The sequence below is a fragment of the Hymenobacter frigidus genome, from assembly GCF_014640435.1.
Lineage (GTDB): Bacteria > Bacteroidota > Bacteroidia > Cytophagales > Hymenobacteraceae > Hymenobacter > Hymenobacter frigidus.
In genome coordinates, this window is sequence record NZ_BMGY01000036.1 from 1 (window position 1) to 22,118 (window position 22,118).

Annotated in this window: 15 protein-coding genes; 7 read left to right on the plus strand and 8 right to left on the minus strand. The window is 60.6% G+C overall.

Annotated features, from left to right (window positions below):
• Together IEW17_RS15835 and IEW17_RS15840 are read right to left on the minus strand one after the other, a co-directional pair.
• Positions 1-1,442: immunoglobulin domain-containing protein (locus tag IEW17_RS15835; protein WP_188563035.1), on the minus strand; the 1,442-nt coding region annotated here is incomplete at its 3' end.
• 960 nt (positions 1,443-2,402) lie between these two features.
• Positions 2,403-3,251, minus strand: coding sequence for a hypothetical protein (locus IEW17_RS15840; RefSeq protein WP_188563036.1), 849 nt, complete (start codon positions 3,249-3,251; stop codon positions 2,403-2,405).
• Between the two features lie 197 nt (positions 3,252-3,448).
• Here IEW17_RS15840 and IEW17_RS15845 point away from each other — a divergent pair, with 197 nt between their 5' ends.
• Positions 3,449-4,057, plus strand: coding sequence for a DUF4142 domain-containing protein (locus tag IEW17_RS15845; protein WP_188563037.1), 609 nt, complete (start codon positions 3,449-3,451; stop codon positions 4,055-4,057).
• A 70-nt stretch (positions 4,058-4,127) separates the two neighbouring features.
• Positions 4,128-4,262 carry a hypothetical protein gene (locus tag IEW17_RS21265; protein WP_262891839.1) on the plus strand — a complete coding sequence of 45 codons (135 nt, stop codon included), beginning with the start codon at positions 4,128-4,130 and terminating at the stop codon, positions 4,260-4,262.
• A gap of 72 nt (positions 4,263-4,334) precedes the next feature.
• Here the strand turns inward: IEW17_RS21265 and uvrA are convergent, their stop codons facing one another.
• Entirely contained in the window at positions 4,335-7,391 is a 3,057-nt protein-coding gene (uvrA, locus tag IEW17_RS15850; protein ID WP_229749058.1) for an excinuclease ABC subunit UvrA, read from the minus strand.
• 259 nt (positions 7,392-7,650) lie between these two features.
• On the opposite strand from uvrA, the gene IEW17_RS15855 reads away from it, so the two are divergent.
• On the plus strand, positions 7,651-8,214 hold the full coding sequence (locus IEW17_RS15855; protein WP_188563038.1) for a hypothetical protein: 564 nt from the start codon (positions 7,651-7,653) through the stop codon (positions 8,212-8,214).
• A gap of 61 nt (positions 8,215-8,275) precedes the next feature.
• Here the strand turns inward: IEW17_RS15855 and asnS are convergent, their stop codons facing one another.
• Positions 8,276-9,670, minus strand: coding sequence for an asparagine--tRNA ligase (asnS, locus tag IEW17_RS15860; RefSeq protein WP_188563039.1), 1,395 nt, complete (start codon positions 9,668-9,670; stop codon positions 8,276-8,278).
• A gap of 186 nt (positions 9,671-9,856) precedes the next feature.
• On the opposite strand from asnS, the gene rpoN reads away from it, so the two are divergent.
• Together rpoN and IEW17_RS15870 are read left to right on the plus strand one after the other, a co-directional pair.
• Complete coding sequence (rpoN, locus tag IEW17_RS15865) at positions 9,857-11,452, plus strand: RNA polymerase factor sigma-54 (RefSeq protein ID WP_188563040.1); 1,596 nt, start codon at positions 9,857-9,859, stop codon at positions 11,450-11,452.
• A gap of 138 nt (positions 11,453-11,590) precedes the next feature.
• Positions 11,591-14,359 (plus strand): response regulator, encoded by a 2,769-nt coding sequence (locus IEW17_RS15870; RefSeq protein ID WP_188563041.1) that lies wholly within the window; start codon positions 11,591-11,593, stop codon positions 14,357-14,359.
• Positions 14,360-14,606: 247 nt separating this feature from the next.
• Here IEW17_RS15870 and IEW17_RS15875 read toward each other — a convergent pair whose 3' ends face one another.
• A complete protein-coding gene (locus IEW17_RS15875; RefSeq protein ID WP_188563042.1) occupies positions 14,607-15,311 on the minus strand; it encodes a hypothetical protein in 705 nt (234 codons plus the stop codon).
• A 216-nt stretch (positions 15,312-15,527) separates the two neighbouring features.
• Here IEW17_RS15875 and IEW17_RS15880 point away from each other — a divergent pair, with 216 nt between their 5' ends.
• A complete protein-coding gene (locus IEW17_RS15880; RefSeq protein ID WP_229749059.1) occupies positions 15,528-15,989 on the plus strand; it encodes a hypothetical protein in 462 nt (153 codons plus the stop codon).
• Between the two features lie 105 nt (positions 15,990-16,094).
• Here IEW17_RS15880 and IEW17_RS15885 read toward each other — a convergent pair whose 3' ends face one another.
• From IEW17_RS15885 to IEW17_RS15895, 3 genes are all read right to left on the minus strand, one after another.
• Positions 16,095-16,475: a hypothetical protein gene (locus tag IEW17_RS15885; RefSeq protein WP_188563043.1), complete on the minus strand. Its 381-nt coding sequence runs from the start codon at positions 16,473-16,475 to the stop codon at positions 16,095-16,097.
• A gap of 183 nt (positions 16,476-16,658) precedes the next feature.
• Positions 16,659-17,330 (minus strand): carboxypeptidase-like regulatory domain-containing protein, encoded by a 672-nt coding sequence (locus tag IEW17_RS15890; protein WP_188563044.1) that lies wholly within the window; start codon positions 17,328-17,330, stop codon positions 16,659-16,661.
• Between the two features lie 266 nt (positions 17,331-17,596).
• The gene (locus IEW17_RS15895) at positions 17,597-19,744 is read right to left on the minus strand and encodes a hypothetical protein (RefSeq protein WP_188563045.1); all 2,148 of its coding nucleotides are present in this window, start codon (positions 19,742-19,744) and stop codon (positions 17,597-17,599) included.
• Positions 19,745-19,885: 141 nt separating this feature from the next.
• Between IEW17_RS15895 and IEW17_RS15900 the strand changes: the two genes are divergently transcribed.
• Complete coding sequence (locus IEW17_RS15900; protein ID WP_188563046.1) at positions 19,886-21,967, plus strand: OmpA family protein; 2,082 nt, start codon at positions 19,886-19,888, stop codon at positions 21,965-21,967.
• The last annotated feature ends 151 nt before the right edge of the window (positions 21,968-22,118 follow it).

The window sequence follows — 22,118 nt, forward strand, 5'->3', positions numbered from 1 at the left end:
GCAGCCGGGTCAAACGGCGAGCAGCCCGTGGCGCTGCCGGCAATCTCACCCGGCGCAATGGCGTTGATGGTTGCTACAGCTGGGACCCGTGCTCCTTCGCAAGTGGTATTGAATGAGGCCACATAGTAGGTCGTATTAGTACTCAACGAGGGTGTATCATAAGTAAGACCGGTGGTGAGCACGGTAGTGCTAGTACTGGTGGCATACCAATGATTACCCGTACCATTATTGGCGCCCAGCGTTGAGCTGAGCGTGACAGAGCCCGAGCCACAGCGAGTTGCGCCCGTCGCCGTTGGGTCACCGGGAGTGTTTATTGTTACCGACTTACTGCAATTAGCATCCGACATCACACCTGATTTAGTTGTAAGCAGGCTGATAGTGTAAGAAGAAGTTGCCGTTACAGTAATTGACTGGTTGGTACCACTGGTGGGTGTGGCACCGCCGGTTGTTACCGGGGTTACCGTCCAGCTGTAAGCATCCATGTTAGCCGGCCCGGTAAAGGTGAGGGAAGAGCCGCTACAGGAGGCATCGGCACCTCCTGTGAAAGCACAAGTAGGCGGCTGAATAACAGCCGCCGCAGACAACGACCGGTCTTGGTTACCGCCGCTGCCATCTATGGAAATCAGGCGGGTGTGGTAAGGCGAGCCGTTGATGTTGACGGCCGAAGTGCCCGGCCCCCAGTCTTTCTGGCTGGCGATGTGCCCCCCCCAGGCAAATACGACCGTTGGTTTAGTGGTTGTAAAAACGATGCTAAGGCTCGTTGAGGACGAGGCAGCAGTTCTGTCCCCTTGCGTTAAATAGGTCATGGAAGTGATGTCGGTACCATTGAACATGGTCATCACCTCTTTGCCAAGGTCTTTCAATGCGTAGTAGCTAAAGCGGGTAGGGCTAGCGACCCCTGCATCAGCAGGTATCCCGGCTGGAGCATCAATAGTTTTAAATGCAACCGATGGGCTTATTAAGCCCAGTCCAGCCAATGGGTCAATCACCTCCCCATCCGGCTGCAGGTGCCCAACAAATTGGGCGTGGGGCCGCAGCGATTGGTATTGAGTGATAAAGTCAAGGGCATTCTTACCACCTTGCCGGATGTCCCATTCAATAACAATGGTATGAATTCCAGGCGTCAAGCCGGTAACGACTATCCGGTAAGGGATGGAGTGGCCTTCCAGATAGTGCGCATTCGATGCTCCCGCATTACCATTGACCCAGGGTGCGGGGCTTACCGGGGCACTAGCGGGGCCATTTCTTACTTGGTCGATGTTTGCTGCAGCGCCGGATTGCGCCATAGCAAAATTTGGCGCGGCGAGTATTACCACGAAAAGGCTTGATAGCAGCCATTTGTGCAGCTGCGCTATGCAAGTTGGCACCACTAAAAATGGTGTTCCATCGCTTGCAGAAAATTCCGCGAGCGGAAAAACAGGTGTGTGAAACGTGCGTTTCATAGTTTTACAGTTAAAAGTAAGTACTTGACATACCAGCGTATCGGAGGCGCTGCGGAGCAGCATGCCAAGGCCTGCCACCGACCATTTGGCGGTGCTGACCCGAAATCCTGTGGTAGAGTACAGATGGCCGTGAATGGCCCTGAGCAGGAACACTGCGCTATTTCAATGAGACTTTGCTCGTAGCGTTTCACCAACCAAGCCAACGTGTGGAAATGCGTATAGCAAGATTGAAGAAACCTCGAGTCAAAAGACTCCTGCCACAGTCTTGAGCTGTGGAGAGTTCCGTGCATCAAAACGGCTGGCCCATGGATTAAGCGCAGCATTTAGGGATGCAGGATTCCGGTAGGAAGACACCGAATGGTCGAAGCAACAAACAGCCGCCACTAGCTATTGGCAGCATGCGAGGTCACTTACCGCAGACCCTGTGCAGGACAGGAAAAATGCGGATTTAATTGATTTATAAATATACATACTTATATACTATATATCAACACAAAATATAATTCCTGATGATTATTTATAAATGTTTTCTGATGTCATCCTATGAGTATCCTGTTTAAATCATAGCTCAGCCAACCTCTCAACTGTGTGGAGTGCCTCCTAATGATTCAATTGCTGGCCTTTGCCGCCGTCCCTTTTTATCAAGGAAGCTGTCCGGAAATTGGTTAGAACGTCCGAATGCTGAGCTTGCCGCCGCACCTCTACTGCTCCGTGGGATGGACGTCATGAAGCGTTGGAGGTGCGGCGGCAAGCTCAGGATGACCGACTGAGGCGAATTTTACGACTCAAAAAAAGCAACCCGCATATCCTGGCATATTCCCCCTCCATGATAATAATGGCCGTGCCGTAGAAGTCCCATTCTGTACATCATTATTTACGCAGGCAGGAACTCTGTAACGCAACAAAGGGCAGCCAAGCGGCTGCCCTTTGTTGCAAAGCTAATTCTCACTAAATGCGGTGTTACCGCAGGGCAATCGTTTTGGTTCGGCCGTTCACGGTCACGGTCGCGGTGTTGTCACAGGTACCGTTACCGTAGTCCAGCACTAGCGTTTTGCCTTTGGAGTTGGAGATGTTGATGGCACCAGACACAAAGTATTTAAAGCAGTCAGCGCGGCGCACCAGCGGCCTGGCGTTGTCGATGACGGTGGTGTAGGCCATCCCGCGGCGATTAGTGCCGTTGGCCCCGCCAGTCACGGTATACACGTCATCTGAATGCACGAGGGGCGTGTTATAGCCGGCGGTGCGGGTGAAGGTCCAGTTGGCCGTCCAGAAGTGGGTGCCACCGTTGTTGGCTCGGATGAGACTGGCGCTATCAACCACGACGTTGAACGAGCCCGAGCCGAGGTCGGTGAAGGTGCGCGTGGCCTTGTGCTGGTTGTAATTCACAAAGTAGTTTTTGCGGCGAACAACCGACCCGGCGATGCGACTATTTGCATCCGTGGTGAAGCGTACGATAATCTGGCCGCTGCGGAAGCGGCCGTCAGGGCAGGCACAGCCCGCACCGAAATCGATAACCAGGATGCGGGGGCTGGCCGTGTAGGTCCGGGTAGCGCAAACGCCGAATTTGCCGCGAAACTCGGCATCAGTAGAGTTGAACCCAGCCGCGGCATTGTTCACGTTTACCGGGGCGGAGGCCTCCATGGCGTCCAAACTGATGGCCGTTTCGATGTTGGCTTCGCTGCGGTCTTCGGCCGAGGTGATATCCTCATCGGGCATGGCGTCAGAGTCGCGCTTGCCGCAGCCGGTGGCGAGCAACAGGCCGCTGGCGAGGCAGGCAAAAGCCAGGGGACGGAGGGACGTGGTACGCATGACGAAAAGTAAAAAAGCCAGATAATGAAGGGTGAGAACGGTATTGGTGGACTGCGTTTGTGGCGGTTGGAATGCGCGGCCGCGTGCAGGTTTAACTACCGAGTTAAAAAAACAGCCGCCACCGAAATAACCTGCCCGCAAAGCAGGCGTATGAAACGGAATCCAAGCCAACCCGCTTTTATCTTCGCCTTCGCCCCATGCGTTTACTCCCGTCATTATCCCGGCCTACGTGGCGCTTGTTGGTATTCCTGGCCGCTGGGCTGCCGGGGCTGGCGGCATGCTCATCTGGGAGTAGCCCCGACGCCGGGGATTCGGCCATGGCCGAAAACGAGAAGAAAATCGACGCGGCCGACATTACGGCCAAGCAGGAAGCCGATGCCCGCTTCATGGTGAAAACCACCAGCAACGTGCTGCTGGAAGTGGAACTGGGCAAGCTGGCCCAGGCCCGGGCCACTGCGCCCGTGGTACGCACTTACGGCGCTGGCCTCGTGCAAAACCGGCTGGAGCTACTGGCTACCTTGCGTAAGCTGGCCGCCGCCAAAAACTTAACGGTGCCCGCCGCACTCGGCGAAGATGAGCAGGCGGCTTACCATGAAATCAGCACCCGAGCCGGAACCCAACTCGACAAGCAATTGATGGCCTTGCTTATAAAGACCCAGAAGCAGGACGAAGACGGTTTCGACGATATGTCAGACGATGCCTACGACGGCGACATTCGCGGCTTTGCGGCCAAGTACCTCACTCCCGTGCAGGAGCAGTTGGCGGGAGCTAAAAAAGTGGTCGATACCATAGAGGATTTGCCTTAGCCCAGCCCTGATATCATGGCAATCGAATACACAGTTTACTGATATTTAAATCTTCAGCTTAAATAAGAAATTGAGAAGATACGACGCCAACGAGTTCATGATGTCGGCCGCGCACAGCGACCAAAACGAAATCCAGCAAAGCAAGATGGCCCTGCCCAAAGGGGTAGCTGGCATGACCAAGGAACTGGCCAACATAAAGATATAAGCATTGGCTTGGTCAACAAAAAACCCGCTGCACGTATGTGCAGCGGGTTTTTTGTGAAAAATATTGACCGGGCTAGCTGGCGTATTTGCTGATTTTCAACTCCTCGGCCAGGAAGCGCGCCGTATGGCCCTTGTCGGACTTCGCCACTTGCTCGGGCGTGCCTTGCGCCACAATGAAGCCGCCACCCGCGCCGCCCTCGGGGCCAATGTCGATGACGTGGTCGGCCACTTTTATCAGGTCGAGGTTGTGCTCGATGATGAGGACGGTATTGCCCTTGTCGGCCAGCTTTTGCAGCACGTTGGCGAGGTGATTAATGTCCTCGAAGTGCAGGCCGGTGGTGGGCTCGTCGAGAATGTAGAAGGTCTTGCCGGTGTCCTTTTTGCTGAGCTCGGTGGCGAGCTTCACGCGCTGGGCTTCGCCGCCGGAAAGCGTGGTAGCCTGCTGGCCCAGCGTAAGGTAGCCGAGGCCCACATCGTTCAGGGTCTTGATTTTGCGCAGAATTCGGGGCTGGTACTCAAAGAATTCCACGGCCTTCTCCACCGTCATGTCCAAAATGTCGGTGATGGACTTGCCTTTGAAACGTACTTCCAGCGTTTCGCGGTTGTAGCGGCGGCCCTTGCAGGTTTCGCAGGGCACGTGCACGTCGGGCAGGAAGTTCATTTCGATGGTTCGAATGCCCGCGCCCTCGCAGGTTTCGCAGCGCCCGCCCTTCACGTTGAAGGAGAAGCGGCCGGGGCCGTAGCCGCGGATTTTGGCCTCCGCCATCTCGCCAAACAGCTGCCGGATTTCAGTAAACACGCCCGTGTAAGTAGCCGGGTTTGAGCGCGGCGTGCGCCCAATCGGCGACTGGTCCACCTCAATCACCTTATCTACCAAGTCCAGCCCTTCAATGGCGCTGTAGGCCAGTGGCTCGCGCTTGGCATTGAAAAAATGCTGGTTCAGAATCGGGTACAGCGTGTCGTGGATGAGCGTGCTCTTGCCCGAGCCCGATACGCCCGTCACGGCCACCAGCTTACCCAGCGGCACGCGCAGGGTCACGTTTTTAAGGTTGTTGCCCTTGGCACCTTTCAGCACCAAATCCACGCCTTCGCCCTTGCGCTTTTTGCGCTGCATCTCGATGTGCTTCTGCCCGCTGAGGTACTGGGAGGTGAGCGAGCCGGAATTCAGAATCTCCTTGGGCGTACCCGAGGCCACGATATGGCCGCCGTGGATGCCAGCGCCCGGACCGATGTCCAGCACGTGGTCGGCGTGCAGAATCATGTCCTTGTCGTGCTCCACCACAATTACCGAGTTACCGATGTCGCGCAGGTGCTGCAGGGCCTTGATGAGCCGCTCATTGTCGCGCTGGTGCAGACCGATACTGGGCTCGTCCATGATGTAGAGCACGCCCACCAGCTGAGTTCCAATCTGGGTGGCGAGGCGAATGCGCTGGCTTTCGCCGCCGCTCAGCGTGCGCACCGGGCGGTGCAGGTTCAGGTAGTCGAGGCCCACTTCGAGCAGGAAACCAATGCGCTTGCGGATTTCTTTCAGCAGTTCGCGGGCAATCACGTTCTGGCGGTCGGTGAGGCGGCTTTCCAGGCCCTCAAACCATTCCGCCAAATCATTCAAATCCATCACCGACAGCTCGCCGATGTGCTTGCCATCCATTTTGAAGTGCAGGCTTTCCTTTTTGAGGCGGTAGCCCTGGCACTCGGGGCAGGGCTGGGCCTGCGCGTACTGCGCAATCCACTCGCGGATATTATCCGATTCGGAATCCATTTGCCGACGCAGGAAGGGAATAATGCCTTCAAACGGCTCCGTATAGGCAGTTTTGCTGTCGTCGGCCTCATCCTCCGTGATGCCGTGGAGCAGACGCTTGAGCACGTCCTCCGGCAGCTTTTCCAGCGGCGTGTTCAGCGTGGCTTTCTGCTTTTTGAGGATGACTTGCAGCTGCTGAAAAATCCAGATGTCGCGGTACTCCCCCAACGGCGCGATGCCGCCGCGCGAGATGCTCAGCTTGCGGTCGGGCAGCACGGCTTCTTCCGTGATTTCCTGCACCTCGCCCAAGCCGTTGCAGGTCGGGCACGCGCCGTAGGGCGAGTTGAAGCTGAACGTATTGGGGGCCGGGTCGTCGTAGGCGATGCCGGTGGTGGGGTCCATCAGAAAGCGCGAGAAGAACTGCGGCTTCGCCTTCTCGCCCTTCCCATCGGGGTCGAGCACCAGCATGGTGCCTTTGCCGTGGGTCAGCGCATTTTGCACCGAGCCGGAAAGGCGGAACCGGTCCTCCTCGTTCACCACCAGCCGGTCAATCACGATTTCAATGTCATGGATTTTGTAGCGGTCCACCTGCATTTTGGGCGTGATGTCGAGCAGCTCGCCATCCACCCGCACTTTGGTGAAGCCCAGCTTGGCAATCTTCTGAAAATCTTCGCGGTAGTGGCCTTTGCGGCCCTTTACCACGGGAGCCAGCACCACCAGCTTCTTGCCATCGAAGTGCTTGAGGATGTAATTGATAATCTGGTCATCGCTCTGCCGAATCATCTTCTTGCCCGTGGCGTAGCTGAAGGCTTCAGCCGTGCGGGCGTAAAGCAGGCGCAGAAAATCGTAAATCTCGGTGATGGTGCCCACCGTGGAGCGCGGGTTGCGCGAAGTCGTCTTCTGCTCGATGCTGATAACCGGCGACAGGCCCTCAATCTTGTCCACGTCGGGCCGTTCCAGCCCGCCCATGAACGAGCGCGCGTAGGCCGAAAACGTTTCCATGTAGCGCCGCTGCCCTTCCGCATAGATGGTGTCGAAGGCCAGGCTCGACTTGCCCGAGCCCGAAATGCCCGTAAACACCACCAGCCGGTTGCGCGGAATTTTAACCGACACGTTTTTCAGGTTGTGCTCGCGCGCGCCATACACTTCAATGTAATGGGCTTCGAGGTGCTGCGAAGCGGGGCTATGGCCATTGAGCTGGCCATTGACATGCCCGGTAATAGGGCCAGCGGCCGGTAACTCGGTAAGTGTGCGCACGGCAGCAGCCGTTTCAGCCGCAACGGCAGTGCCGTTGGATGCCATTTTTTTCTTTGCAGCCGCCGGGGCTTTGGCTTGCGCCGACTGTTGGTTGGGAGCTTCGGCAACCGGGGTAGCAGTGGATTTTTTGGCCATTCAGAAACGCAGCGAATAAGTGCGTAAAGATAAGAAGAAGGGAGCCCGAAGGCTAATAAAAAGGGCTATTTGCCAGCCGTTTTAGTCAGCCGAACGGGAGGGGCGCTGGTGCACAACACCGATGCCCATCGGTTTGTGCCCGCATTTGAAAATGACGAATTCGAACCACCTCGACGGGCCTTGCGTACCCGTTGCACGCCAGTTGGCACCGTCCTTGCCTGAGTGTCCATCACATCATGTTTCGCCTAATCTAATTCTCATGAAATTTCTCCTCCAACCGCTGCGCATGGCGCTGTTTGCGCTGTTCGCCCTGTGCGCCGCTCCGGCTGCCTACGCCCAGGTCAATATCAATCTTACGCCGCCCAGCTGGGGCCCAACGGTGTCAGCGGGCCAGCAGTACTACTACATCCCCGAAACCAATGGTTTTTACGACGTGCCAGCCCGCCAGTATGTGGTGCGGCGCGATGGCCGCTGGGTTCGCACCGGCAGCCTTTCGGGCTACAACACCGCCAATTTCCACCCCGTAATTGTCGATTACGTGGGAGCCGAGCCTTGGTCGCGTTACGACGAATACCGCACCCGCTACCCTCGCCGCAGCAACCCCAGCAACGGGGGCCTGCCTCCCGGCCAAGCTAAAAAGCTCTACCGCCGCGGCAACGGTAACGGCAACGGCCAGTACGATGACCGCCGCTACGAGCGGCGCGACGATGACCGCGACGGGCGCAACGATGACCGCCGCCGCTACGAGCGCCGGGACGATGACGGCAACGGCAACGGCAAATACAAGGACAAAGGCAAAGGCAAGGGCAAGGGCAAGAATTAGTCCGGCTCGCGCCCAACACCAACAAAAAAGGGCCTCCGCTGGGAGGCCCTTTTTTGTTGGCTTAAAACGCCGCGTTCTTGGGGTAGCGCGGGAAGGGAATCACGTCGCGGATGTTGCTCATGCCCGTCACGAACAGCACCAGGCGCTCGAAGCCCAGGCCGAAACCGGCGTGCGGCGCGGTGCCGAAGCGGCGGGTGTCGAGGTACCAGTCCAGCTCGTCGGCGGACACGTGCATTTCGGCCATGCGGGTGGTGAGCTTGGTGTAATCCTCCTCACGCTGCGAGCCGCCGATGATTTCACCGATGCCGGGAAATAGCACGTCCATGGCGCGCACGGTGCGGCCGTCCTCGTCCAGCTTCATGTAGAAGGCCTTGATTTCCTTCGGGTAATTGGTGAGAATAACGGGCTTCTTGAAATGCTTTTCTACCAAGTAACGCTCGTGCTCACTCTGCAAATCGGTGCCCCAATCCACGGGGAATTCGAACTTCTGCTTGGCGGTTTTCAGGATTTCCACGGCCTCGGTGTAGGTGAGGCGCTGGAAGGCATTGGTGGTCACGGATTCCAGGCGGCCAAGCAGCTCCTTGTCGTATTGGTCGTTGAGGAATTGCAGGTCGTCGGCGCAGTGGGCCAGAGCGTATTTTACCAGGCTTTGGAGGAAATCCTCGGCCAGGTCCATGTTGTCTTCGAGCTCGTTGAAGGCCACTTCGGGCTCAATCATCCAGAACTCGGCCAGGTGGCGGGCGGTGTTGGAGTTTTCGGCCCGGAACGTGGGGCCGAAGGTGTAGATGCTGCCCAAAGCCATGGCCGCCAACTCGCCTTCGAGCTGGCCCGATACGGTGAGGTTGGTTTGCTTGCCAAAAAAGTCCTGCGTGTAATCTACCGAGCCGTCCTCGGCCAGCGGCGGCTTGTCGGCGGGCAGCGTGGTCACGCGAAACATCTGGCCCGCGCCCTCGGCATCGGAGCCGGTGATGATGGGCGTGTGGACGTAGAAAAAGCCGTGGTCGTTGAAGTAGCTGTGCACGGCGAAGGCCAGGGCGTGGCGCACGCGCAGCACCGCGCCAAACGTGTTGGTACGGGGACGCAGGTGGGCGATTTCGCGCAGGTGCTCCAGCGAAGTGGCTTTCTTTTGCAGCGGGTATTCCTCGGCATCGGCCTTGCCGAGCACGATTACCTCGGTGGCTTGAATCTCCACGGCCTGGCCCTTGCCCTGCGAAGCCACCAGCTTGCCGCGAATGGCTACGCAGGCCCCGTTGCTCACGTCCTTGAGGCTTTCCTCGGGGAACTTCTCCGCGTCGGCCACGGCTTGGATGGTGTGAATCGTGGAGCCGTCATTCACGATGATGAACTGCACGTACTTGTTGCCGCGGCGGGAGCGAACCCAGCCTTTGACGAGGACTTCGCGGTCGAGGTCCTGGCTGGCCAGAAGTTCTTTGACGGTGGACCGTTTGAGGGACATAACTTGCGGGGAAGCGGGTGAATCGGCAAAGGTAGAACTGTAGCGTGGACTCTGCGAGTCCGCGCGTGGCACATTCAACGCGCGGATTCGCAGAGTCCCTCCGGGCACGACCACGCTACACCAACTTTTACTGCCGAATTTTAGTAAAACTGACCTTCGCCTCCTCCTTTCCGTACTTTCGTCCTTATGCAACGCCTCGACCTCAAACAGCTCCTCTCGCAAAAGCTTAGCCCGCAGCAGATTCAGTTTATCAAGCTGCTGCAAATTCCTACGGCGGAGCTGGAGACGCGCATTAAGGAGGAGATGGAGGTGAATCCGGCCCTGGAGGAAGACGAGCCCGACGACGGCGAGGAGCTGGACCGCGACGAGGACGAGAGCGACGATTCGGACGACCCCGACGCCAGCCTCGACAACGACGAAAACACGCTGGATGAGGACTTTGACGACCGCAGCACCAGCAACGACCCGGAAACGGCCGACGATGCGCCGGAGCCCGAAATTCAGCCCAAAGACGACAGCCCTACCGACACCGAAGCTAACGCCGACAACACCGACCTCGACCTGAGCGACTACCTCAACGACGACGAAATAGCGGGCTATAAGATGCAGGGCGACGGCCCCGGCGAGGAAGAGGAGCGCGACACGCCCCTGGCCGATACCAGCGGCTCACTGCTGGATTCGCTGCTCGACCAGCTGCACTTTGCCAACCTCGACGAGCGCCAGGAGGCCATTGGTCAGCAGCTCATCGGCTCGATTGACGGCGACGGCTACATTCGGCGCGACCTGTCGGCCATTGCCAACGACCTGGCTTTTTCGCAAAACCTGGAAGTGGCCGTGGCCGAGATTGAGGCCGTGCTGCGCGTGGTGCAGGGCTTCGACCCGCCTGGCATTGCCGCCCGCGACCTGCCCGAATGCCTGCTATTGCAGCTGGAGCGCCGGCCCCAGGACGAGAATACGGTGAACGCCGAGCGCATCCTCACCGACACGTTCGAGGAGTTCAGCAAGAAGCACTACCCGCGCATTCAGCAGAAGCTGGACCTGGAGGACGACGAGTTGAAGGAGGCCATCAACGTGATTCTGAAGCTGAACCCCAAGCCGGGCGGCAGCGGCCCCAGCGGACTGGGCAAGACGCAGTATTTGATGCCCGACTTTATTCTGACCAACGACAACGGCACGTTTAACCTGACCCTAAACGCCCGCAACGCCCCCGAGCTGCGCGTGAGCCCGGCCTACACCGAGATGTTCCGGACCTACGACAAGGCTGCCAAGAAGGACCAGAAAATGAAGGAGGCCGTCACCTTCGTGAAGCAGAAGCTGGACTCGGCCAAGTGGTTTATTGATGCCATCCGGCAGCGGCAGAACACCCTGCTGCGCACCATGAACGCCATTGTGGAGCTGCAGCGCGATTTCTTCGTCGAGGGCGACGAGGGCAAGCTCCGGCCCATGATTCTCAAGGACATTGCCCTGCGCATCAGCATGGATATTTCGACGGTGAGCCGCGTGGCCAACTCGAAGTCCATTCAGACGGAATTCGGAATTTATCCGCTCAAGTACTTTTTCTCCGAAGGCATTGCCACCGACTCGGGCGAGGATGCCAGCAGCCGCGAGGTGAAGAGCATCCTGAAAGAACTCATCGGCAAAGAGAGCAAGGAGCGGCCCCTGAGCGACGACAAGCTGGAGAAGATGCTCAATGCCCGCGGCTACAACATTGCCCGCCGCACGGTGGCCAAGTACCGTGAGCAGCTGAATATTCCGGTGGCCCGCCTGCGCAAAGAGCTGTAAAGGCGGGTAGCGGTGAGCAATTATCGTTTAGCGGTTTAGAACCGGTGGTTTTTACCTTTGGGTGGAACTGTCGAGGCAGTTGCCCGTGGTGAACGGCCAACTGTTCACTGCACACTGTTTACTGCACACTGCCAACCGATGCAAGCCCCACTGCCTACCGACCCCGCCGAACTACGGGAGTTATTGCTAACCGAGCGGGCCTTGCGCGTGCAGGCCGAAGCCGTGGCAGCCCGCCTGCAGTCCGCCAGCCGCATTCCCGAGCTCAACCCCAACCCGGTGATGCGCCTGGGGAGCGCGGGCGAGGTATTGCTGGCCAACCAGGCCGCCGCTCACCTGGCTCAGGAATTACTGAGCACCGGTCCTTCACGGGTGCGGCCACAGCTGGTAGAGGCCGCCGCCCAGGCCCTGCGCACCGGGGAGGTGTCGCAACGGGAGCTGGAGGCTGATGGCCGGTGCTTCCTGCTCTTCACAGTGCCGGTGATGGAGGAAAACTACGCCATGCTTTACCTCACCGACGTCACGACCCAACGGGAGGTTGAGCGCGAGATAAGCGAACAGCGCGAGTTCTACGAAACTATTCTGGCTCACTTGCCGGCCGTGGTCACGGTGCTCGGCCCCGACCAGCGCTACCGTTTCATTAACACCTACGCCAACGACAGCCCGGCCGAGCGGCAGGCCCGTCTGGGCACCACTTTTGTGGAGCGCTGCTCCGCCAAGGGGCTACCACCGGAGTTGGCCGTGCGCCGCAGCCGCTTGTTTGAGCGCGCCGAACGCACCCGCGAGCGCGTGATGTGGGAAGAGCAATGGCCCGGCACCGACGACCAGCTGGCCTGCTACTGGCTGTGCTCCTACCAGCCCGTGTACAATGCCGAAGGCGAGCTGAGCCAGATGCTGAACTACGGCTTCGATATTACCTCCCGGCGGCAGGCAGAGGACCGCACCCGCCGCAGCGAAGCCGACATGCAGGCCCAACAGTCGTTCACCGAGCAGGTGCTCGACCTCAACCCGAACTGCGTTTACGTGCGTGAGCAATACGCCGAGGGCCTCGACACCAAGGTGATGTTCGAGAACCGCGCCATGGCCGAACTGCGCCACCGGATTCTGTCGCTGGCCGGCACCAACTTGCTGCACGAAGCCGTGCGGCGCGACGAGTTCAACGCCTTCGCGGCCACCGATGCCGAGGTGCTGCGCACCGGGCAGCCCGTGACGTCGGAAGAATACCTGACCCTGGCCAACGGTGAGGTGCGCTGGTACCAGAGCGTGCGCTGCCCGCTGGCCATGACCGATGGCAAGGTGGGCATTTTGGGCGTGAGCACCGACATTACGGCCCTAAAAGCCGCCCAGCACGCGGCCGAGGCCGCTGCCACGGCCCGCGAAAACTTTCTGGCCAACATGAGCCACGAAATCCGCACGCCCCTCAACGGGGTGCTGGGCATGACCAACCTGCTGGCCAAAACCGGCCTCAACGAGCAGCAGCGCAACTACACGGCCATTATCCAACACTCGGGGCGGCACTTGCTAAGCGTGGTGAACGACGTGCTGGACATGGCCAAAATCACCTCCGGCAAGCTGGAGCTGGACCGCGCCGCCTTCAACATTTGCGAGTCGATGGCCAAGGCCGCCGAGCCGCTCGTGCTGCAGGCCGAGGAAAAAGGCATAAAGGTGGTGGGCACCCGCCTCCGCGAAAGCTGCCCGCACCCCTGGGTAATGGGCGACTCCTACCGCCTGAACCAAATTCTGCTCAACCTGCTGTCCAACGCCATCAAGTTCACGCCCAAGGGCGGCACGGTGAGCGTAGGCGGGTACTTCGTGAGTGAAACCGAGGACACGCTCACCACCGAGTTTCGGGTGACGGACAGCGGCATCGGCATTGTGGCCGAAAAGCTGGAAACCATTTTCCAGGAATTTACCCAGGCTTATGCCGACACTACCCGGCAGTTTGGCGGCACCGGCCTGGGCCTGAGCATCAGCCGGGCCCTGGTGGTCCAGATGGGTGGGCAGCTCACCGTGCAGAGTACGGCGGGCGAGGGCAGCTCCTTTGCTTTTATCGTTACGCTGCCCAAGGCCAGCGCCGCCGCGCGACTGGCCGCCCTGGCCCCGGTGCCCCCGGTGGAGGAGGCGGCCGTGCGCGGCAGCCGCGTGCTGGTGGTGGAAGACAATACCGTGAACCGTGAGGTGGTGCAGCTGCTGCTGGAAAGCCACGGCGTGGTGGTGGACGAAGCCAGCAGTGGCTTCGAAGCTTTGGTGCTGTTTGAGCAGCACCGCTACGATGTTATTTTGATGGACATTCAGATGCCCGGCATGAACGGACTGGAGGCCACCGCCCGCATTCGGGCCCACGCCGACCCCGTGCGGGCCGCCACACCTATCCTGGCCCTCACGGCCAACGCCTTCCGGACCGATGCCGAGAAGTACCACGCCGCCGGCATGAACGATACCCTGTCCAAGCCCTTCGAAGAAGCCGAGATGCTAAGCAAGCTGGCCTCGCTGATTGTGGGAGTGGAAAGCCCACTGGGGGAGGTGGTGCCGTTAGCACCCTTCAAACCGCAACCAGCCCCCCCTGCCCCCGCCGCGCCACCCTTCGACCTGACGCTACTACGCCAAACGGCGCGGGGCAGCACCGCTTTCATGAACCGGATTCTGGCTTCTTTCCGCACCACCACGCCCGCCAGCATAACCGAGCTGCGCGCCGCCAGCGCCGCCGCCAACTGGCCCGCCGCCGCCGCCCTGGCCCACAAGCTGCGCCCGTCGCTGCACCTGCTGGGCGCGGCCCTGCTCATGCCCAGCCTCGAAGCCCTGGAATCTAACGCAGCGACGGCAGCCACCGAGCGCCAAGCCGCCGCTGGCCAGTTGGCTATCGGCCTGGAGGCGCTGCTGGCCGTGCTGCCGCAGGAGGTTATGGCCTGATGTAGCGCGAAGCAGTGCTTCGCGCTACACTCATCTTGCGCTAGCACCGCCGCATGCGGCAGACCACCCTGGCACACCTCATGCATGCGTTACCGCACCCGGCAGGCCACCCCGGCACACCAGTCACGCCTACCACTGCATGCGGCAAGATATCTCAGCACAATGCCCACTTAGCCCACCGCATGCGGTTGGCCAAGTGGGCACACCGGACATGCCTATCGCCGCATGCGGCGGTGGTTTTCGGGGGTCAGGGCTTGGCAATGTTACCGGCGAGCTTGGCTTTGCCGCCGGTGCGCCGGGGCAGCAGCCCGTAGTTGAAACAGATTTCGGCCTGCTGGGGCACCTCCCAGAGCGCGCCCAGCGCCGTGCAATGCACCTGCCACAGCAGTTGGCAGGCCTGCGCCCACTGCCCGCCCAGGCTGCCGATGATTTCCTTGGCCACTTTCAGGCCCGCGTCTTTGGCGGTAGTGGCGGCGGTGAGCTCCTCCAGCAGCTTGGCGGCAGCCTTGCCGGGGGCCGGAGTGAGGGCGGCCGCGTGGGCCGTGAGGGCCTCGGCAAAGGCCTCGAAGCGCACCGGAAAATCGGTGGTGTTGGCATCAGTGAGGTGCATCAGGCCCTGGGGCAGCACTTCCTTCAGTTTGTCGGGATGCTGGCGGTAGGCGGGCACCAGGGTCACGGCGTTGGTATCCTGCACGAATACGCGCATGGCCCGCAGCACGTCCTTTTTGGAGCGCGTGAGGGTTTGACTGGTGCCGTCCTGGCCTTCGCGGGCTACCACGGTGCCGCCCAGGGCGGTGGTGGCGGCCAGCAGGCCGGGGTGCAGGGCCTTGAGGGCGGCGGGGCTATCGGCCAGGGCTGTCACGGTGTAATTGAGAAAGCCCAGAAAGGTGGACCGGCTGCACCGGATATTGGCAAAATGGTTGGTGTAAAGGTCGTGGTAGGGCGCGGCCACGGGGCTGAAGTGAGGGTTGGTGGATGAAAGAAAAATTGTGAGACAGGAAGGTAAGCAGCGGATGTGATAATGGGTGCGCATTGTGCCGCTGGCGGGCACTTATTCTCACCTTCCGGATTCGATGGCACCGCTTCGCAGACGCGTGCCATCGAGTATCTTTGCCCGTACCCTCCTTTCACCGGCCACTGCCAGCCTGCCCCGCCACGCCTTTCCGCCATGAAGATTCCGTTTCTTGCCCGGTTCTTTACCCCCGACACCGACTCCATGCCGCCCAAAATCGTTTATGCCGACAGCCTCAATGCCAAGCACAAAGCACAGTTTGGAACTTTGTTGCTAAACATTGTGAGCGATTTGCCCGACCTGCTGGCCGTGTCGGTGATGGACCTTAAAGCGGGCACCCTGCTGGCCACCTACCACATCGGCGGCAAGCTGAACCCGGCCAAAGCCGCCGCCGCCAACGCAGAAGTAATCCGGCAAAAGCAGCTGGCCCTACCGGCCCTAGGCCTCCCCGACGAGGCCATCGAGGACATCCTCATCACCCTTGACACGCAGTGGCACATTCTGCGCCTGCTGCCCGACAACCGGCACTTCGTGCACCTCATGGTGAACCAACGCGACACCAACCTGGGCATTGCCCGCGAGGTGGTGCGGGCCCGCGCCGCCGGCAGCCCGGAGTAGCGCATTGCCCAACCCGAACCAACCCGTAACGCAAAAGCCACCCCCGCGCGGGGGTGGCTTTTGCGTTGTGAATGGCCCCGCGGCGGAGTCGCGGGCGACCTTTGGCTACTTCAGCAAGTCGGCCTGCTGGCGGAGCACGTCGCGGGCAATGGCTAGGTTGGAGTCGCGGCTGCTCACAGCCAGGTAAATGAACTTCTTGCCGTCGTCGAGCAGGTTAATCAGGTGCAGCTGGTTGGTGAGCGTGATGAGGATGTCGTCAATCTTCTCACCGGTCAGCTTGAGGGCGGCCATGGCCTTCATCTTCTGCTTCACCACCTCGGTGTTGTAGGCGGCGGCCGTTTCCGGGTTCAGCGTGGGCGAGTTGGAGTGCGAGGCCAGGCACATGCCCGAGCTCACTTCCACAATGGCCACGGCAATGAGCTGGGGCAGGTCGTCGATGATGTTTTGCACGGCTTGGCCGGCGGGAGTATTTACTGCGTATGGCACGGATGGGAAAGCTAAGTAGTTGAAAACAAAAGATTATGAAGAAAAGAATCGAAGAAACCGCAGGGGCATCATTGGTGCCATTAGTGAGACCGGCTTTAGTACGGGAGATAGAGCCAATGATGCCGTAGAGAATCGCAGTTAGTATTGGTAGTGAATAGAGTCAAGAAAAAAGCAATAAGACAGTTAGTTAAAGAAGAACCAACGCTTGTGCTTCCGAGCGGGCTTCGCTGACGCGTCGTAGTTCGGCACCAGGGTCACGTTCTCGACAGAACGGCCGTTGAACTGCACTTCTTCGTCGGTGTAGCCACCGTAGCCGTAGGCCAGCGTGGTGGGGCGGCCGGCGGCTACCAGCAGCGCGTATTCGCCGTCGGCGTTGGTGCTCACGGCTTTATGGGTGCTCTTTTCAAATACGGTGGCCCCAATCAGCGGCCGGCCGTTTTCGTCCAGAATCTTGCCGTGCACCGTCATCATGCGCATGGCACCGGTGGCGGCGGCCGGAGCCTCCTCCACCAAGGGCAGCGTTGTGATGGGCGTGACGGTGCCAGCGAACACGGCCCCGCCGATGAGGACCGTGGCAGCCACCAGCGAAGCGGCCTGCCGGCGGGTGCGGCCGGCCGAGGTACGGACCAAGTTCAGCTGGCGCTGCATCCAGCCAACGGCCTGCACCTGCTCGCCAGTCTGGGCCATCTCGTGAAAGCGCTGCCACGTCTGGGTACCCAGCGCGGCGTTCTTCTTCAGGTGAGCATCCACCAGCTTGGTGTGCCCGGCCGACAGGTCGCCGCGCAGATAAGCATCGCGGTAGACCGGCAGCAGTTCACCCGTGGTCGGGTTGAACGGGGAAGCGGTTATTGACATGATAGGAAAAATTAAGTAAGAAGTGAAATAAGAAAGTTTCCGGTATGACCTCACTGTTGGTCCGTTGACAGCACAATTGTAGCGCACCGCTGTTTGACAAACTAATTAATAAAGCTAAACAACTTTGTTTAGCGGCTGAACTATTAATAATCCTCGACCAACGAATTTTGATATCTAATACTGTATGCCTGCTATTGCTGTGCTTACTTATTTACCTCACTTACTTGAAATAAGTATATTACGCAGGTCTGCGTATATCACGCGCCCTACCGCCGCCGGCCCACGCGCCACTCGGCCGCCAGCTCAAAATACGGCAGCAGCCGCTGCGTCTCGCGGGCCAAATCCAGGGCCGAGTAGCTGCTGCCCGCAAATGCCCCCTTGCCCGGAGTGTAGGTCGAGAACGTGCGCATCCACTGCAGCCACACGCTGGCCGTGAGGTTGAAGCCAGCCGTGGTGTGGCGCTCCACGGCCACCTCGGGGCCGTGCTGGCGGGTGATGCTGTGCAGGTAAATCAGGTTGGACGAAGGGCCGGTGGGATTATCCAGCAGCAGGGCGGCGCGGCCGTAGTTGCGCTGCTCCAGCAAGCGGTAGCCCAGGCGCAGACTGGTGCTGCCCTTGGGCCCGGCCCAGGCCTGCCGCGCCCCCACGGCAAAATCATGCGTCACGCTGGTATCGAGCGGGCTTTCGCGGAAGCGCGTCCAGTTGAGTTGGCCCACGCGGTTTTCGCGCCGCACGTAGTCAGCCAGCAGCAGCAGCCGGGGCCGCAGCTGGTAGCTGATGCTCTGGGTTTGCTCCAGCACGCGGCTGGCGCGGTTGCGGGCCTGCTCGGCCTTCTGGTCGCGCACCTGGTAGCTCACCCAGAGGTGGTAGTTGGAGCGCACGCTCAGCTTGCCGGGGGCCCAGATGAAGCCCGGCTCCCAGTGCAGCAGGTGGTCGACGTAGTTCTCGGCGCTCAGCCCAGCCCGGATGAACACCGTCTGCCGGTATTCGCCGGCCACGCCCAGCGTGGTGCGGAAAGCCCCGGCCCAGCGGCCGGTCCAAGTCAGGCGCAACAGCTGCTGGGCTTCGTCGCGGGTTTGCTGATTGTCTTTGCTGGGGGCATCCACGCGCAGCAGCTGGGCGGTGCCCACCAGGCCCAGCACGTGCCGGGGCATGGGCAGCCAGGTCACGGTGCCCTGCCACTGGGTGGTTTGCTCGGTGATGTCCTTCACCTGCTCGCGGGCCAGGGCGGCGGCTAGGCGCGGCACGTTCAGGCGGCGCGTGTTGTCCAGGTAATAAGTGCGGGTGCGTTCGCGGTAGCCAAAGCTGAGGGTAGTCTGCACGCGGGGCCGGGCAAAGCGCAGCTCCTGACGGGTGTCCAGCTCGCGCTGGCGGTAGCCTACATCCTGCAAAGTATCGGCCCCCTCGTTCAGCCGGCGGTACCGGAAGGCGCGGGTGGGCAGCAGCAGGCTGTTATCGGAGCGCAGCGAAGCAAACTCGTTCACGCGGTATGAAGCCCCCGCCTGCACCGCCACCGTATCGGACTGAATGCGCTGCACCGAGCCCAGCAGGTAGTCCTCGGCGCGGTTGGTGCGGTAGCCCAGGCGGCCCTGCACCGTGAGCGGCGCATTGGGCAGAAAAGCCTGCTCGCCGGCCGCCTCGGCCACCAGGCGCTGCATGGTGCGCGGCCCCAGGCTGGCGCGGGTGCCCAGCACGCGCACGGCCAGCGGCGCGACTGTAGTACCATTCAGGAAATAAAGCGCCGCCGCATCGAAGCCGTAGGCGAAGCCCGCGTCCTCGCGGCCGTTGCGACGGTCGGTGGCCAGACCACCCAGCACGGTCACCTGCATCTGGGAAAGCGAGTCGGTGGGGCTGGCGGCGCGCAGGCGGCGGCGGTAGCCCAGGCGGCCCAGCCACAGGCCGGTGCGGGTGGCATTGGCCCGGCTTTGGTCGTAGTGCACCTGCTGGCCCAGCTGCCAGTGGTCGGCGGCGTCGAGGGTGAATACATGGGCAACATCAGCGCCGTAGTCCTCCCGCACGAAGGGCGGCGTGCCGCGCGAGTCGTACACCATGTCGGTACCCACGCGGTAGCGCAGCTGCTGGCGCGGCCCCAGCCGCAGGTAGCCGCGGGCCCCGCTGGTTTGCACGAAGGTGCTCACGCCTACGCGCCGGGCCCGGGCCAGCAGCAGCAGGGCGGTATCGGCGGCGGCCGGCCGCTGCCGGCCGAACACTGGCCCGAACGGCGTGGCTCCTACCAATACCTGCGCCTGCCCGGTCGTCGGCCGCACCAGCAGCCCGGCCAGCAACAAAATTCCCGCCACGGCGGCACGCCAACCTAGGACCCGGCCCCGCGCCGCTCCCTCGCTCAGACACACCGAAAACCACTGAATTACCACGTGCGGCAGGCCCGCGAAATCTCCGTTTGCGGCACCCAACCGGGAAGGTACTACACGCGCCGGTGAGGGCTGGGAAATAGTTTTTGAGTAGGTTAGCTGTAAATACTGCCGCTCGGGCTTGCCGCTGTGACTGCGCACGGCCAGAGCGCGCCCGGGCGTTAGCCATTTTCTACTATCGTTATGATGATTAATTCAATTAACTCTTCCCGCCGGGCCGTTGCGCCCCTCGCCCTGCTGCTCCTGGCCGGGGCCCCGGCCCTGGGCCAGCACGTGCAATGGGCCGCCCGCTTGGTGGCGGTTTCGTCCCAGAAATCCGAAGGCAAGGAGCCCTTCTCCCCTTCGCAGGTGCTGAGTACGCCCAACGCCCTGCCGCTGGGCCAAATCAGCAACGATGCCTGGATTCCGCGCAAGGAAGGGCCGAATGAATTCATCGAAGTGCGCTTCGCCCGCTCGGTGGCCGCTCAGCAAGTCACCATCGTGGAGAATTTCAACCCCGGCTCCATCACCAAGGTCGAGCTGGTTGATACCAAGAACGTGCACCACGAGGTGTATTCCAACAACAAGCCCGGCCCGCTGCCCGAAGCCTACCGCACCCTCGAAATCAAGTTTCCGACCGCCGAATACCGCACCTTGGGCGTGGTGGTGCGCATGAACACGGCCAAGGTGGAAGGCGTGAACCAGATTGACGCCATCGGCATCTCCGACGTGCCAGCCACCATGGTGAAGCAGGCCTTCACCGAGGAGAAAGGCCCCGAAGCCGTGAAGTCGAGCCAGTTCGACTCGTCGCTGGTGAACCTGGGCCCGAACGTGAACACGCGCTACGTGGAAACCCACCCGGTTATCTCGCCCAACGGCCGCACCCTGTACTTCGCCCGCGAAAGCAACCCCGGCAACGTGGGCGGCGGCCGCGACCCGCAGGACGTGTGGTACTCGACCCTGTTAAGCGGGAAAACCAAGACCTGGAGCCTGGCCAAAAACGTGGGCGCCCCGGTGAATACCCCCGATGACCCCAACGGCATCGCCTCGGTGTCGGCCAACGGCCAGCAGGCCATCGTCATCAACATCTACAACCCTGACGGCACCATCGACCCACTGGGCTGCAGCATCAGCAAGCGTACCCGCATGGGCTGGACGCCTCCCAAAAAAGTCGAAATCAAGGACTTCGTCAACTTGGATAAGGAGCACGTCGACTTCTTCCTGGCCACGTCGGGCCGGGCCCTGCTCATGGCCGTGGAGCGGCCCGACGGCCTGGGCGGCCAGGATATTTTTGTGAGCTTCCCCTCGCCCATGGAAACCAACGTGTGGACCAAGCCCAAGAGCCTGGGCCCGAACGTGAACACGGCCAAAGCCGACTTCGCCCCCTTTCTGGCCGCCGATGACAAGACGCTGTACTTTGCCAGCGAAGGCCGCGGCGGCTACGGCAAGTCGGACATTTTCTACTCCAAGCGCCTCGACGATACCTGGACCAACTGGAGCCCGCCCCGCAACCTGGGCCCGGTGGTGAACTCGCCGGATTTCGACGCCTACTACACCATCTCGGCCGCCGGTCAGGACGCTTACCTGGTGTCGTCGCGCAACGGCACCGATGGCTCGCGGGATATTTTCCGCATCTCACTGGCCCCTGCCTTCCAGCCCGAAGTAGTGACGCTGGTGACCGGCCGCGTGCTCGACGTGAATACCGGCAAGCCCATCCGGGCCATTATTCACTACGAAAACCTGCTGACGGGCGAAGAAATCGGCGTGACGGAAACCGACCCGGCCGATGGCTCCTACACCATTGTGCTGCCCAGCGGCGTGCAGTACGGCTACCGCGCCGAAGCCAAAGGCTACCTGGCCGAAAACGCTAACCTCGACGTGAATGCCAAGGACAAGTATTCTGAGCAGAAGCAGGACCTGTACCTGGCGCCCTTCGCCGTGGGCCAGACGGTGAAGATGAACAACATCTTCTTCCCCCAGAGCAAGTACTACCTCAACACCAGCTCCTACCCCGAACTAGCCCGCCTCATCCGCATTCTAAAAGAATTTCCGTCAGTCGAAATTAAGATTTCGGGCCACACCGACAACCAGGGTGACCCCGGCCTCAACCTTAAGCTGAGCCAGGACCGGGTGAATGAGGTGAAGAAATACCTCAGCAGCCACGGCATCAAAAGCGAGCGCATCAGCACCGAAGGCTTCGGCGGCACCAAGCCCGTGGCCAGCAACGACCAAGAGGAAACCCGCTCCAAAAACCGCCGCGTCGAATTCACGATTACAAAGAAGTAACGCTGGCTTCAGCAGTCACTCCCGGAAACTGGCTGCTTAGGAGCTGTTTGAGTCAATAAGACGGTCATGCTGAGCGCAGTCGAAGCATCTCTACCGCTTCGTTGCACCGGCTCAAGCGAAGCGGTAGAGATGCTTCGACAAGCGGACGCTA